The 14,457-nt window shown below is 36.8% G+C and carries 14 protein-coding genes; 7 read left to right on the forward strand and 7 right to left on the reverse strand.

From position 1 onward, the window contains the following. From BZK14_RS00390 to hemC, 7 genes are all read right to left on the reverse strand, one after another. Positions 1-357, reverse strand: a 357-nt coding sequence (locus BZK14_RS00390) for a toxic anion resistance protein (protein WP_171973600.1), incomplete at its 3' end; no start/stop codon positions are given. 12 nt (positions 358-369) lie between these two features. After that, entirely contained in the window at positions 370-759 is a 390-nt protein-coding gene (locus tag BZK14_RS00395) for a hypothetical protein (protein ID WP_077924637.1), read from the reverse strand. Positions 760-768: 9 nt separating this feature from the next. Further along, on the reverse strand, positions 769-2,691 hold the full coding sequence (locus BZK14_RS00400; protein WP_077924638.1) for an ATP-binding cassette domain-containing protein: 1,923 nt from the start codon (positions 2,689-2,691) through the stop codon (positions 769-771). Positions 2,692-2,700: 9 nt separating this feature from the next. Beyond that, positions 2,701-3,528, reverse strand: a complete 828-nt coding sequence (folP, locus tag BZK14_RS00405; RefSeq protein ID WP_077924639.1) for a dihydropteroate synthase — start codon at positions 3,526-3,528, stop codon at positions 2,701-2,703. A 64-nt stretch (positions 3,529-3,592) separates the two neighbouring features. Further along, positions 3,593-4,903 (reverse strand): heme biosynthesis HemY N-terminal domain-containing protein, encoded by a 1,311-nt coding sequence (locus BZK14_RS00410; protein ID WP_077924640.1) that lies wholly within the window; start codon positions 4,901-4,903, stop codon positions 3,593-3,595. Further along, complete coding sequence (locus BZK14_RS00415; protein ID WP_077924641.1) at positions 4,900-7,167, reverse strand: uroporphyrinogen-III C-methyltransferase; 2,268 nt, start codon at positions 7,165-7,167, stop codon at positions 4,900-4,902. The genes BZK14_RS00410 and BZK14_RS00415 overlap by 4 nt, the downstream gene beginning before the upstream one ends. Beyond that, positions 7,151-8,092 (reverse strand): hydroxymethylbilane synthase, encoded by a 942-nt coding sequence (gene hemC / locus BZK14_RS00420; RefSeq protein ID WP_077924642.1) that lies wholly within the window; start codon positions 8,090-8,092, stop codon positions 7,151-7,153. Before hemC ends, BZK14_RS00415 begins: the two co-directional genes overlap by 17 nt. A gap of 81 nt (positions 8,093-8,173) precedes the next feature. On the opposite strand from hemC, the gene BZK14_RS00425 reads away from it, so the two are divergent. The 7 genes from BZK14_RS00425 to hemH form a co-directional block, all read left to right on the forward strand. After that, positions 8,174-8,401 (forward strand): hypothetical protein, encoded by a 228-nt coding sequence (locus tag BZK14_RS00425; protein ID WP_077924643.1) that lies wholly within the window; start codon positions 8,174-8,176, stop codon positions 8,399-8,401. A gap of 17 nt (positions 8,402-8,418) precedes the next feature. Further along, the gene (cmk, locus tag BZK14_RS00430; protein WP_077924644.1) at positions 8,419-9,099 is read left to right on the forward strand and encodes a (d)CMP kinase; all 681 of its coding nucleotides are present in this window, start codon (positions 8,419-8,421) and stop codon (positions 9,097-9,099) included. Positions 9,100-9,213: 114 nt separating this feature from the next. Beyond that, entirely contained in the window at positions 9,214-10,878 is a 1,665-nt protein-coding gene (rpsA, locus tag BZK14_RS00435) for a 30S ribosomal protein S1 (protein WP_077924645.1), read from the forward strand. Positions 10,879-11,117: 239 nt separating this feature from the next. Further along, positions 11,118-11,420 (forward strand): integration host factor subunit beta, encoded by a 303-nt coding sequence (gene ihfB / locus BZK14_RS00440; RefSeq protein ID WP_077924646.1) that lies wholly within the window; start codon positions 11,118-11,120, stop codon positions 11,418-11,420. A gap of 141 nt (positions 11,421-11,561) precedes the next feature. Further along, positions 11,562-11,786, forward strand: a complete 225-nt coding sequence (locus BZK14_RS00445; protein ID WP_077924647.1) for an FmdB family zinc ribbon protein — start codon at positions 11,562-11,564, stop codon at positions 11,784-11,786. Positions 11,787-11,856: 70 nt separating this feature from the next. After that, positions 11,857-13,647, forward strand: coding sequence for an aspartate--tRNA ligase (aspS, locus tag BZK14_RS00450; RefSeq protein ID WP_171973601.1), 1,791 nt, complete (start codon positions 11,857-11,859; stop codon positions 13,645-13,647). Positions 13,648-13,868: 221 nt separating this feature from the next. After that, positions 13,869-14,457: ferrochelatase (gene hemH, locus BZK14_RS00455; protein ID WP_077924649.1), on the forward strand; the 589-nt coding region annotated here is incomplete at its 3' end.

The following is a 14,457-nucleotide window of genomic DNA, read 5'->3' on the forward strand; positions in this document are numbered from 1 at the left end:
ATCAATTTTAGCTTTTTCAACTTGTCTGAATAAACCACCAATTAGAGGAATATTTGCCAAAAAGCCAGAAGCTTTTTCTTCTGTGCTTGTAGGATTATATTCACGGATTTTTAAAACTAAATCAGATAATTGTCCACCCACTTCACCGGCATCTTTAGTTTTAATGCGGTTGAGTAACGTATCTGAAAATTTAGCAATTTCAGACATTGGTTTGGAGCCATAAGATAGAAATGATGTAGGATCGTTGATTTTAATTGTTGTCGCAATTTCTTGGATGCGCGCATCATCTGGTACGATTTCTGCTAACATTTTTTCTTCTGCAACAATAATTGCTTGATCTTGCTTTAATTCACTCATAACAGCTCCTAGTTATTTTTTTAATTGTTTGCGCACTTGAATAGTCAGAACTGCGCCCACGAAGAAAATGATTAATCCTATGAATAATACAATATAAAATGCCCATTGTAATAGGGGTGTGACATACTCTAATTTGCCAAAATCATTATTAGGAAAACGAACTTGTAAATATGAATCTATAGGATGCTGAGCTTGATCAAAGGTTTCATGCATTTTAAATGTGATATTTTGGTGCTCGGCAACAGAAAAGCGCACAATAGGGTTTTGTTGTTCGTAGTTTATGATTTTAGCATCGACATATTTAAGTTCTGTATCTAAATAGACAAAATAGCCGGCGCTAACAACTAGTGCTGCACCTAATAATCGAAAAAGTCGTGCAAAAAAAGCTTTATTTTTAAACATAACAGTACCTTATTGAGAGAGTTGTTCACGAATGGTTTCAATTTCATCATTATTCAGCAACCAAGCTTCTTCCATATCAGAAAGTTTTTGGTGAAGTTGATCTTTTTCATCATTCAGTTTTTGAATTTCATCATGTGATTTAGAAACATAAGTATCACTGTCACCTAAAATTTCATCCAATTTGGAAATTTTATCTTCGATCTTAGGTATTTCTTTTTCAAATTTTTTCACATCGCGCTCTAATTTCTTCAATTTAGAATTCAAGTTCTTGCGTTCATTGAAATCTAATTTAGGCGTATGATCAGCAGCAGTTTCTACCGGAGTTGCAGATATTGTAGTTTTTGATGATGTTTTGCCCGAGCGGCTGTCTGAAACTAAAGCGCGGTAGCTTTCTAAATCACCATCATACAATTCAAAGCGATGATTGCTCACAATGGCAAATTGATCACAGCACATTTCTAGTAGTGAAGCATCATGGGATACGATCACAACGCCGCCTTCAAATTCTTGCAATGCCATGGCAATCGCTTCGCGCATTTCTAAATCTAAATGGTTTGTGGGTTCATCAAGTAGCAAGAGGTTTGGCTTTTGATAAACGATCATTGCCAATGCTAAACGTGCTTTTTCACCACCTGAAAAACGCTCGATGCTTTCTAATGCTTTTTCACCATGGAAATCAAAGCGACCCAAGAAATTACGAATATCTTGTGTGCCAATCAATGGATCTAATGACTGAATGTGCCACATGGGCGATTCAGTGATGGATAGATATTCTAATTGATGCTGTGCAAAGTAACCAATTTTCAAAAACTCTGAGGCAACATATTCGCCTTTCTCAATATTTAATTCACCTGCAATGGCTTTGATTAAAGTAGATTTACCTTCGCCATTTTTTCCTAATAAACCTAAGCGGGAATCAGGTGTTAAAGTTAATTCTACTTTTTCTAAAATGGGTTTATTGGGTTCATAGCCAATGCTGACATTATCAAACGTTAATAATGGATCAGGAATACGATCAGGCTTTAAAAATGAGAAATGGAATTCATTCGTTGCCACAACTGGAGCAATATCTGCCAATTTAGATAAAGCTTTCACACGGCTTTGAGCTTGTTTCGCTTTGGTAGCTTTTGCGCCAAAACGACGAATAAAATTTTCTAAGTGGGCTTTAGTTTTCTCATTTTTTTCATACATTGCTTGTTGTAGCGCTAGTTTTTCAGCACGCAAACGTTGGAAATCAGCATAGTTACCTTTATAAAAAGTCGCTTTCTGATTTTCTAAATGCAAAATATGATTGCAAGTATGATCTAAAAATTCTTTGTCATGGGAAATGATGACTAAAATGCCTTGATAGCTTTTGAGCCAATTTTCTAACCAAACAACCGTTTCAAAGTCCAAATGGTTTGTGGGTTCATCCAGTAGTAGAATATCAGAGCGGCACATTAAAGCTTTTGCGATATTTAAACGCATGCGCCAACCGCCTGAGAAATGCTTCACGGCTTTAGTAATTTCATGATATTCAAATCCTAAGCCCATTAACAAAGCAGAAGCTTTGCTGTCCGCGCGATAACCATCAATGCGATCCAATTCTTGGTGAATACGGCTGATTTCTAGACCATCGTTTTCCTCTAAAGCTTTCTCTTCAGCTTTACGAAGGGCAATTAATTCAGCATCGCCTGACAATACATAATCAAATGCTGTTAATTCTGTATTGCTGATTTCTTGCTCAACATGAGCAATTTGTAAATGTGGCTGAATATGCAATGAACCTTTATCAGATTCATAATTGCCTAAAATCATATTAAATAGGGAAGTTTTGCCTGTACCATTTTTGCCCACTAAGCCCACATGCATTTTGTTATGGATTTGAGCTGTAAAGTCTTCAATCAAGACTTTAGTGCCAACGCGAAGAGTAATTTGGTTAAATTCAATCATATTTTAATTTTAAATCGATAGTTGTTGCCATAATTGGAAAGCTTCATGAGTTGCTTTCACATCATGAACACGGAAAATTTTTGCACCTTTCTGTAAACACCAAAGTGCAGATGCAACATTGCCAATGGTGCGTTCTTTGGCAACATCAACATGTGTCAAATGGCCAATTAATCGTTTACGAGATAAGCCAATAAAAATAGGGTAAGGCAGAGCTGTCAAACGCTCTAGCTGTTGTAATAGTTCGATTTGTTCTTCGGTTGTTTTACCAAAGCCAAATCCAGGATCTAATAAAATTCGATCAGGATGAATGTTGTGATCAGATAAATGTTCCACTTGATCTAAGAAAAATTGCCCAATGCTATGGGTAATATCATCATGCTTTGTTTCTGTATGCATGTTCTCAATTGGATTATCCAAGTGCATCACAACTAAACTAACATTGCTATTTTTAACTGCATCAATGGATTTAGGATTGCGAAAGCCATTGATGTCATTGATGATATCTACGCCTAATTCCACCATAACTTTCATGGTTTCAGGATGATAAGTATCAATAGAAATGAGTGCTGGTAGATCATGGATTAAAGGCTTTACAACAGGGATTAAGCGTGCGATTTCCTCTTCCGCTGTGATTGGGCTAGCTTTCGGGTTAGAAGATTCAGCACCAATATCAATGATCGTTGCGCCTTCTTGTACCATTTGATGTGCATGTTTAATGGCAATTGTTGGATCAAAAAAATCACCACCATCAGAAAATGAATTGGGCGTTGCATTCAAAATACCCATGATAATGGGAGCATCTTTGATCAATAATTGCTGTAAAGTTAGTTTATTCATAATCTTTAAAAAGAACAACCTTCTATGAATTTCATAGAAGGTTGTTCTACATCCATATTAATTATTACTTAGTTTGTTCATCTGCATTGGTAACAGATTCTGGTAAAGCTTCATGAGCATGATCCATCACCTCACCTTCCACTTGCAATAATTCAGCAGATGGTTTTGCATAAGACAATTTACCTGCTTCTTTAAATGCCAAGGCTGATTTTTCAAATTCACCTTTTTCTAACAGAATTTCAGCTAGTAAATGGTGGATTTCAGGAATCTGATTATCAATTTGTAATGCTTTTTGTAAATACTCTAATGCATCTTCCATGCGTTTAGTTTGATAGTATAAACGAGCCACTGCTAGGGCAGCATAAGCGCTTTCAGGATGTTGATTTGCAAATCCTTTAGCTGTCTTGATATAACTATTGAAATCACCTTTATATAAATGACCATAAGCAGTGATGACTAAATCATTCCAATCTTTTTTGAGCGATGAGCGTAATGCTTCTTCAGCATTAGAAACTTCACCTGCATATAGTAATTTTTCTGCATAATTCACAACAACACTAGGTACAACTTTGATATTGCTAGGAATATGTGACCATAAGGCTTTTAACTCATGACCTTCATGCTTAGCACCAATATGATCAATCAGAGTGACATATAATTCAGGCTCAATTTCTAAACGTTCATCTTTAGGTAATGACTTATGAAGCTGCGGCATTATTTTTAATAATTCATCATAAAGGCCAAGCTTTTCATATGATTTTGCAAGTGCTGTCAATACGCGGTAATGATCACCTTTCTCTTTGCGGGTACGCTCTAAAACTGTACGAGCTTTCTCATGTTCTCCCCATTGGTTTAATAGCTCGCCCATCATAATGCCAGAGTGTAAACGATTATGGTGGTCTGTTGCTGTTTCAACTGCTCGAAGATATTGATCACGGACAGATATTTTACCTTGTATGTGTGCAGCACGGGCAGCACCAATATAGCTGAAGCTTGGGTTTGCACTATTTTTAACTGCAGATAAATGTAAAGCTTCTGCTAACTCAGGTTTGTTTTCTAACAAAGCAAGTTCAGCGCGTGCAACTTTGCGGCTTGCACTTTTTTCGCTACGGGCTTCTGCTGAGCGTTTTAAAAATTGTGGTAGGCCAATGACTTTAAATAAGAAACGTAAAATAGTATAAGCGACAACAAAAAATAGGATACCACCAAAGATAAAGCCAGAAAGCGTCATCATTAATGTGAAACTCTTTTGTGTCAGAATATTTTGGCCAGTGACGATGACCATACCGGGATCATCTTTGACTAAAAAATATAAAAATAATGGGATGGCAAATAGTAATAGGAAGTAGCCAGATGCCTTGAAAAATCGAATCATAATCCTTCTCCTCTATAATTCAACATAGATGCATCGAAAGATTTGAGGATAGGAGTGATATCTAATGTTTCATGTGTAAGATTTACATTCAAGAGCTCATTGATGGCAGATAATACTTGGTGATACTTATCATCGTTAGGACTGAAGTAGTTAGTGAGTAACGAGCGTGCAACTTTCAAAGATTCTTGATATGTTTGCGTTTGATTTTGTAACAATGCCAAACGTGCTGTTGTTAACTGTAACTGAAGATTTTGTTTCAGTAATGCTTCATCTGTGATGGACATCAATTCAGGGGCAGCTGTGCGCTCTTGTGTGACAACAAAGACTGGCTTAATTTTATCGACAGCTTTTTGATACCAAGGCTTAGCATTAGGATCATTCGATGATAATTCCTTGCTGTTGAGTTCCGTTTGGAAAGTGTTGCGTAATTCACCTAGGATATCATCTGATTTTGTATCAATGGATGGGATGATTTCAGCAATATTCTGAATACGAGCTGCATAACTTTCACGATCAATTGTTTTTAAATCTTTCAATTTAACAATTTCACTTTGGATTAGATTTGTAGTTTCACTAAATTTAGCATTAGCAGTGATCATTAGTCTTTCGCTTGCTTCACTGAGAATTTTGGTTGCTGCAGTTGGATCATCTTCAAACATTAATTTAAAATTAGCTAATCTCAGTAGATATTTGGCTTGGCTTAAGTTAAGCAGGTCAATATCTGTTGCAGCAGCTAAACGAGATTCTAAGGTGTTTAATGATGCAATCTTGCTATTAATTTCCACTAATTGTGAGGTCAGGCGATTTTGTGTTTTAACCGCATCATTTTGTAGATCATTAGCAGTTTTCCCAATTTGATTAATAGATTGATCCAAACCAGTGATGAGTTTTTCAAATTCATTTAAATGATCTTTCAGTTGGTTATAACGTGTTAAAGATGTGCCATTGTCCGCTTGTAAATTAGTGATGGCTGAATCCAATGTTGACAGGCGCTGCTGTAGGGCTTGAATATTTTGTTGATGCTGTGATTGTGCATCCGCTAGATTTGTGAAATCAGAAGATTGCCCACGTTCAGTTTCAACAGTTGTTTTTAAACTCTTTAAAGATTGCGTTAGAGCATCAATTTCTTGTTTTTGCTGAGAAATTTGTGTTTCCAAAGCGCGTTTTATATCTTGAGCATTGACACTTTCCTGTGATGATTGTAGGAAAGAGAATGCACCAACGCCTATTCCTAAAATGCCCAATGCGATCGCAATATAGGAGAGAGAATGATTGTTTTTTTTCGGTGCCATCATGGGTTGTCTAGCTGTATTTTGTTCAGATTCAGCTTTGGGTTCAGTTGGAATGGTTGGCGATGATTCTTCAAGCGTCTCTGGATGATCTTTGTCGTTCATTTGGGTCATGGATGAATCCTCAGTAATTGAATCTGTGGTGGATAAGGATAAGGTTGGCACTACTTCTACGAGTTTTTGCCATAGATCTTTACTTACAGCTGAGTCAGCAATAAAAATATTTTGATAGTCTAATGATCTAACATATTGTGCTAAGCGTTCGCTAGCAACAATTAATGTTTGATTAAAATTAGGTTCTAAAGCTGTTAATGCATGATGGTAGGCTTCAAAAGCTTCTTGACTAGAAACTAGCGTAATGATTGCGTGTGATTGACTATATTGCACAACTTCTGTGACATTGATATTTTTTGCCTGAACACGACGATATACATCAATGTAATGTGCATCAGCACCCATTTCTTTGAGAGCATTTTCTAATAATCGTCTACCACCTTCACCACTAAAGATAGAAATTTTTTGATTAGATAAAGAATGTTGTCTTAAAGTTTCCAGTAATGTTTCTGTTGTATAGGGTTTTTCACCTTGAATGATATCAGCAGTTGTGAGTTGTTGTAATAATTTAGTTGTTCCTGAACCTATAGAAATGCATGTTTTATTTAGGCTGAAGTCTAAGCCTAACTTTTGTGCATATTCAACTGCATTCGGGCTTGTAAATGCCCAATAATCTGCATGTGCTGCTAATTCAGAACATTCTATTTTAGCTGTTTCAATATCTATTGGATCATGTATTTCTAAGCATGGTATAGAGAAAGCCACGCCATTATTGCGTTGAATAGATTGAATCAGAAAAGATGATTGCTCTTTGGGGCGCGTGATCACAACACCAATTTTTTGAAAATCTATGGTGTTGTTAGTATCTTTCATCATGTGTTTTGAATTGCCATTGTGATATTTTTTAGACTTTTTCGCCATAAATACTCCTTAAAAAGGCATCAGCCCCTTTATTAAGCAAATCTTGTGCAAGTCTTTGTCCAATATTTTGTGCCTCTAATGGATCTCCAATAATTTCAGCAAATAAAATCTCATTGGTTTCGATATTGCCAACAAGACCGCGCATCCATAATCCTTGCTCTGTTAATTCTGCATAGCCCGCGATGGGTGCTTGGCAACCACCATTTAATGTTGCGTTGAAAGCACGTTCTGCTGATACGCGAATTGCGGTTGCTTCATCATTTAAGGATGCAATAATTTTACGTACTTCATCATTGTTGCGATGACATTCGATGCCTATAGCACCTTGTCCTACTGCAGGTAATGAAATGTCTTGAGAGATCTCTTCTGAAATTCTATGGTCAAAACCTAATCGTTTTAATCCTGCTGTTGCTAAAATGATGGCATCAAATTCACCAGCATCCAATTTTGCTAAACGTGTATTAACATTGCCACGCAAATCTTTCAGTTGTAAATCAGGGCGAATAGCCATTAACTGTACACGTCGGCGTAATGAGCAAGAACCCACGACAGCATTTTGAGGCAATGTTTTAATTGTATAGTTGTGATTGCTGACTAGAGCATCGCGAGGATCTTCTCGATCCATTACAACAGGAACAATAAGATCTTCTGGTAGCTCTTTTGCCATTGGCACATCTTTCATGGAGTGAACAGCAATGTCCGCACGACCATCTAAGATTGCAACTTCTAATTCTTTAATGAATAAACCTTTGCCACCAATTTTGCTTAAAGGGGAGGAGAGTAATTGATCTCCCTTAGTGGTCATCCCTAGTAGTTTAACTTCTAAGTCGGGATAAAATTCAAGAATTTTACTTTTCACATGTTCAGCCTGCCATAAAGCAAGTGGGCTTTCTCGAGTTGCAATCGTTAAGGTTTTTAGGGACATCTCACATTCTCTTCATATAAAAATTGTATAACCCGAATAGGATACAATAATTAGAGCAAAACTTATAGCCTTGGTTGTATAATGACTGCATATATTAATGACTTTGGATGGATTGAAATCATGAGAAGTTGTACTGGATTTATTTTATGGATATTTACCATTGTGGTCATGGTAGGTTGCAGTTCCTCATCTGTGGTTGGAGAAGCAGAAATGTCTCGTGGTGAAAAAAGTAGTCGAGTGGGAATATCTAACATGGGTGAAGGGCCAGAGGTTTATGGCAGTATTCGCATGGGTGGATCGTTTAGATAATTATTAAGGAGTTATGAATGTTTGTTCCAATCGTAACGATTGATGGACCTGGCGGTGTGGGTAAAGGTACGCTTGCATTGAAATTATCTCAAAAATTAGGATGGCACTTGTTGGATTCAGGTGCCATTTATAGGGCGTATGCAATTTTTGCGCTCAGCAGGCAATTGGATTTAGAAAATAGTGATGGTTTAATGAAGTATACACCTGATTTTCAGATGGAAACAAAACCAACTGAAAAAGGTGTTGAAGTATTTGTCTGTGGGGAAAATGTGACACACCAATTACGCTTGGAGTTAACAGGGCAAAGCGCGTCAATTATTGCCAAGCATCCTGACGTTCGTGAGGCTTTATTTCATTATCAGCGTGATTGTGCTGTTGCGCCGGGCCTAATTGCAGATGGTAGAGATATGGGGACAGTCGTTTTTCCAGAAGCGCCGTTAAAAATATTTTTAACTGCCAGTGCTGAGGTTCGAGCAGAAAGGCGTTATAAAGAGTTGATTAATGCGGGGGAATCTGTTAGTATTTTTCAGATTTTGAGTGAGATACAAGCGAGAGATGACCGAGATCAAAATCGTTCTGTTTCTCCGCTAGTAGCGGCTCAGGACGCTATAATTATTGATACATCTGACTGTACGCGAGATGAGGTTTTTAATCAAGTTTGGCAATTAGTCATAGATAGAAATTTAATTAAAGCATGATTGGTGGTAATAACTTGATAGTTATTACTTTTTTGTTTTTTCAATTTAACCCGATCAAATTGAATACCGAATTTTAGTAAGTATTTTAAGGCGATCATTTACAGAGTACATATTATGACAGTAAGTTTTGCTGAGTTATTTGCACAATCAGTTCAAGAAAAACCAGAAGTTGGCGAAATTATCGAAGTAGCAGTAGTTGCTATTGGTAAAGAATTCGTAATCGTTGATGCAGGCTTAAAAAGTGAAGGCCGTATTCCTACAGAACAATTCCAAAATGAAAATGGTGATGTAGAAGTACAAGTTGGCGATCAAGTTAAAGTGGTTCTTGAATCTGTTGATGATGGTATGGGTGAAACTCGTCTATCACGCGAAAAAGCGAAGAAAGCAGAAATTTGGGGACGTCTTGAGAAGTCTCTTGAAGCGGATGAAATCATTAAAGGTATCATCTCTGGCAAAGTTAAAGGTGGCTTCACTGTTGATATTGGTGAGATCAAAGCATTCTTACCAGGTTCTTTGGTAGATGTTCGCCCAGTACGTGATGCTTCTTACTTAGAAGGTAAAGAATTAGAATTAAAATTGATCAAGTTAGATCCTAAGCGTAACAATATCGTTGTATCTCGTAAAGCAGTTGTTGAGAAAGAATACTCAGCAGAGCGCGAAGAATTGTTAGCTAACTTGAAAGAAGGCGATAAAGTTAAAGGTGTTGTTAAGAACTTAACTGATTACGGTGCATTCTTAGATTTAGGCGGTATCGATGGTTTGTTGCACATCACAGATATGGCTTGGAAGCGTGTTCGTCATCCTTCTGAAATCGTTGAAATCGGTCAAGAAATCGAAGTGGTATTGTTGAAATTTGACCGTGAACGTAACCGTGTTTCATTAGGCTTGAAACAATTGGGTAACGATCCATGGCACGAATTATCAGTACGTTTCCCTGCAGGCGCTAAAACTAAAGGTGCTGTAAGCAACATTACTGATTATGGTTGTTTCGTTGAGATCGAAGATGGTATCGAAGGTTTGGTTCACGTTTCAGAAATGGATTGGACTAACAAAAACGTTAACCCAGCTAAAGTTGTAACAATTGGTGAAGAAGTTGAAGTTGTAATCTTGGAAATCGACGAAGAGCGTCGCCGTATCTCTTTAGGTATGAAGCAAGTAACAACTAACCCTTGGATCGAATTTGCTGACAAATATAACAAAGGTGATCGCGTTACAGGTCAAATCAAGTCAATCACTGATTTCGGTATCTTCATCGGTTTAGATGGCGGTATTGATGGTTTAGTTCACTTGTCTGACATTTCTTGGAACGAAACAGGTGAAGAAGCTGTTCGTAACTTCAAGCGTGGCGATGAAGTTGAAGCTGTTGTATTAGCAGTTGATGCAGAACGTGAGCGTATCTCTTTGGGTATCAAGCAATTGGATCAAGACCCATTCTCTAACTTCTTAGCAGCTAACGAAAAAGGCAGCATCGTAACTGGTACTGTAATTGCAGTTGACGCTAAATCAGCAACAGTTGATTTAGGTGAAGGCGTAGAGGGTTCTTTACGTGCGGCTGATGTTTCTAATGAGAAAGTAGAAGATGTTCGTAACGTATATAACGTTGGTGATTCAGTAGAAGCTAAATTTGTAAACGTAGACAAGAAAAACCGCACAATCGTATTGTCTGTGAAAGCAAAAGATCACGCTGAAGATGCTAAAGCAATCGCTGATTATTCTTCATCTAAGAGTGCTGTAGGTGGTACTTTAGGTGATTTGTTAAAAGCAGAAATGAACAAGTAATTATCAATATAGATAGTTAATTGATTAAAAAGCCATTATTTAAATATAATGGCTTTTTTCTTTACTCGAATTTTTATTATATTTTGTGTAATATGTTCGAGTAATTAAGATGATTGTTTTATGGATTAAATTTATGATAATGAAAAATTATTTAATCTTGTTATTTATTGAAACATAAGCCAATAATCTTAATTTTTGTACTAAGATAAATGGGTCAGTGTATAAAAGAGGTTTATTGAATGACTAAGTCGGAATTAATTGAAAAGTTAAGCGCAAAATATCCACGTATTCCAGCGGGGGAAATCGAAAAGGGTGTTAAGCTTATCTTAGAACACATGAGTGATACTTTGGTTGCGAATAATCGTATTGAAATTCGTGGCTTTGGTAGTTTCTCTTTGCGTTATCGCGATCCTAAAATTGGTCGTAACCCAAAAACTGGTGATGCAGTTGAATTGAGTGGTAAATATGCAACTCATTTCAAACCAGGTAAATTATTAAGAGAACAGGTGAACGATAGCCGTAACAAGTTTAAAATTCACTAATTGAAGTTTAGATAGAATGACAAGCCCCAAAAGTTGATCTAACCTTTGGGGTTTTTTATTCTAATAATTTCACTGAAAAGAACTGAAAAATTCAGTATAATTATCGGATTTTGTTGTGTTGTGAGTTTGTTTGAGGAAAACATGCCAATTTATCAATATCAATGTGAAAACTGTGGTCACGAATTAGAAGCATTACAGAAAATTTCTGCTGAGCCGTTAACTGAATGCCCTGAATGTAAGGAGCCGCGTTTGGTTAAGCAGGTGACAGCGCCTAATTTTAGATTGAAGGGCTCAGGTTGGTATGAAACTGATTTCAAAACCAGTAACCAGAAGAATTTAGCCAACAAAGATTCAAGTTCGTCTTAATCTTTGCTGTGTGCCTATTTCTAGAAATACTCATTTAATTTAAAAACGTTTAAAGGTAATCTTAATTATGATGCGTTCTCATTATGCGGGCTTGGTGTCAGAAGCTCTTTTAGATCAAACTGTAACTTTAACGGGCTGGGTTCATCGTCGCCGTGATCATGGCGGTGTGATCTTTATCGATCTTCGTGATCGTGAGGGCATCGTTCAAATCGTTATCGATCCTGAATTTACACCTGCTGATCAATTTAAAGAAGCTGAGCGCATTCGTAATGAGTTCGTGATTCAAGTTGTGGGCAAAGTTCGCATGCGTCCTGCTGATATGTTCAATGAAAAATTGGTATCAGGTAAGATCGAAGTTGCTGCAACAGGTTTAACAATTTTGAATAAATCTGAAGCATTGCCATTCCAAATCGATGATGAAGCAACTTCTGAAGAAGTTCGTTTGAAATACCGTTATTTGGATTTACGTGGACAAAAAATGCAACGTAACTTAATGTTGCGTTCAAAAGTAACTCGCGCAATCCGTGATTATATGGATGATGCTGGTTTCTTGGATATCGAAACACCATTTTTGACAAAAGCAACACCAGAAGGTGCGCGTGACTATTTAGTGCCATCACGTACTTATCCTGGTGAATTCTTTGCACTACCACAAAGCCCACAGTTATTCAAACAAATTTTGATGATGAGTGGCTTTGATAAGTATTATCAAATCGTTCGTTGTTTCCGTGATGAAGACTTGCGTGCTGACCGTCAGCCTGAATTCACACAAATTGATATCGAAACTTCATTCTTAGAAGAGTCAGACATCATGGCGATGGCTGAAGATATGATTCGTAAAGTGTTCAAGCAAACCATCAATATTGATTTAGCAGCTGAATTCCCAGTGATGACTTATGCAGAAGCTGCATACAAATATGGTTCAGATAAGCCTGATTTACGTATTCCATTAGAATTTACTGATGTGACAGACGTAATGAAAACTACTGAATTTAAAGTATTCCGTGAAGCTGCAAACATGCCAAAAGGCCGCGTTGTTGCATTGAATGTTCCTAATGCTGCTGATAAATTATCACGTAAAGATATTGATGAATTAACAAACTTTGTAGCTCGTTATGGCGCGCGTGGTTTGGCTTATATCAAAGTGAATAACTTGGCTGAAGGCCGTGAAGGATTGCAATCACCAATCACTAAGTTCTTGGACGATGCAACCATCGAAGGTTTAATCAAAGCAACGAATGCAAAAGATAACGATATTATCTTCTTTGGTGCGGATAAAACTAAGATTGTTAACGATGCAATTGGTGCATTGCGTATCAAGTTGGGTGAAGATTTGAACTTGTTCACGTGTGAATGGGCGCCAATGTGGGTGGTTGATTTCCCAATGTTTGAATATGATGAAGATGAAAAACGTTATGTTGCTGTTCATCATCCGTTTACAGCGCCTAAAAATGGCATTGAATCATTGAAAAATGATCCTGAAAATGCTGTAGCCAAAGCATATGATATGGTATTGAATGGTACAGAATTGGGCGGTGGTTCAGTTCGTATTTATCAACCAGAAGTTCAATATCAAGTATTTGATTTATTGGGTATTTCTAAAGAAGAAGCGGAAGATAAATTCTCATTCTTGTTGGATGCATTGAAATTTGGTGCGCCACCACATGCAGGTTTGGCATTTGGTTTGGATCGTTTGATCATGTTGATGACGCATTCAAAATCAATCCGTGAAGTGATTGCGTTCCCTAAAACACAAACTGCTTCATGTATGATGACAAATGCACCATCACATGCAAATCCTAAACAGTTAAAAGAATTAGCATTGGAAATTAAATTGCCAGAAGTGAAAAAAGAAGGTTAATTAATTTTTACTTTCATCAAATTTTTCTTTTCATCAAAACCATCATCGTTGTATGATGGTTTTTTATTAGTACAAAACTTTACAAAAGAGATTCTAATATCATGAAAAAGGCTAAAAGATTTCGTTAATCAGCCTAATAGATAAATATGATATGAGAATGTTTCACATTTGCAGTTATTTATGCATAATGGTGCTCTTTGATTCAAATATAGGGATTGAATATGTCTAAACGTAAGATCGGTGTGTTGCTTGTCAATTTAGGGACACCAGAATCACCCACAGCTAAAGATGTTAGACCTTATTTAAGAGAGTTTTTAAGCGACCCACGCGTGATCGAAACACCTAAATATATTTGGTTTTTCATTCTCAATTTGTTTATCTTAACAACGCGTCCAAAAGAATCAGCAGAAAAATACGCAACAGTTTGGACTGATCGTGGTTCACCATTACTTTTCATTACAGAAGATCAAGCAAAATTATTACAAGAAACTTTGCCTGAAAATTATGAAGTGGTTGTGGCAATGCGCTATGGTCAACCATCCATTGAAAAAGGCATTGATGAGCTGATTGCTAAGAAAGTGGATAAATTAATAGTGTTGCCGTTATACCCACAATATTGTGCAGCAACAACCGCAACAGTGTTTGACAGTGTTGCAGAAACATTAACAAAGCGTCGATACTTTCCTGAATTGCATATGCTGAGTGATTATTATCGTAATCCTTTATACATTGAAGCATGCAAAACACAAATTGCTAAAAATTTAGAAGGTGTTGAGATTGAGGAGTTGGTATTATCTTATCATGGTATGC

The sequence above is a fragment of the Wohlfahrtiimonas larvae genome (assembly GCF_002006755.1).
Classification (GTDB): domain Bacteria; phylum Pseudomonadota; class Gammaproteobacteria; order Cardiobacteriales; family Wohlfahrtiimonadaceae; genus Wohlfahrtiimonas; species Wohlfahrtiimonas larvae.

What these genes read in the sequence shown, in the direction of transcription:
- BZK14_RS00415 (WP_077924641.1), bottom strand. Translation starts at nt 7,167, where the DNA reads ATGGCGAAAAAGTCTAAAAAATATCACAATGGCAATTCAAAACACATG.
- BZK14_RS00410 (WP_077924640.1), bottom strand. Translation starts at nt 4,903, where the DNA reads ATGATTCGATTTTTCAAGGCATCTGGCTACTTCCTATTACTATTTGCC.
- BZK14_RS00425 (WP_077924643.1), top strand. Translation starts at nt 8,174, where the DNA reads ATGACTGCATATATTAATGACTTTGGATGGATTGAAATCATGAGAAGT.
- BZK14_RS00395 (WP_077924637.1), bottom strand. Translation starts at nt 759, where the DNA reads ATGTTTAAAAATAAAGCTTTTTTTGCACGACTTTTTCGATTATTAGGT.
- BZK14_RS00445 (WP_077924647.1), top strand. Translation starts at nt 11,562, where the DNA reads ATGCCAATTTATCAATATCAATGTGAAAACTGTGGTCACGAATTAGAA.
- folP (WP_077924639.1), bottom strand. Translation starts at nt 3,528, where the DNA reads ATGAATAAACTAACTTTACAGCAATTATTGATCAAAGATGCTCCCATT.
- hemC (WP_077924642.1), bottom strand. Translation starts at nt 8,092, where the DNA reads ATGTCCCTAAAAACCTTAACGATTGCAACTCGAGAAAGCCCACTTGCT.
- aspS (WP_171973601.1), top strand. Translation starts at nt 11,857, where the DNA reads ATGCGTTCTCATTATGCGGGCTTGGTGTCAGAAGCTCTTTTAGATCAA.
- BZK14_RS00400 (WP_077924638.1), bottom strand. Translation starts at nt 2,691, where the DNA reads ATGATTGAATTTAACCAAATTACTCTTCGCGTTGGCACTAAAGTCTTG.
- ihfB (WP_077924646.1), top strand. Translation starts at nt 11,118, where the DNA reads ATGACTAAGTCGGAATTAATTGAAAAGTTAAGCGCAAAATATCCACGT.
- rpsA (WP_077924645.1), top strand. Translation starts at nt 9,214, where the DNA reads ATGACAGTAAGTTTTGCTGAGTTATTTGCACAATCAGTTCAAGAAAAA.
- cmk (WP_077924644.1), top strand. Translation starts at nt 8,419, where the DNA reads ATGTTTGTTCCAATCGTAACGATTGATGGACCTGGCGGTGTGGGTAAA.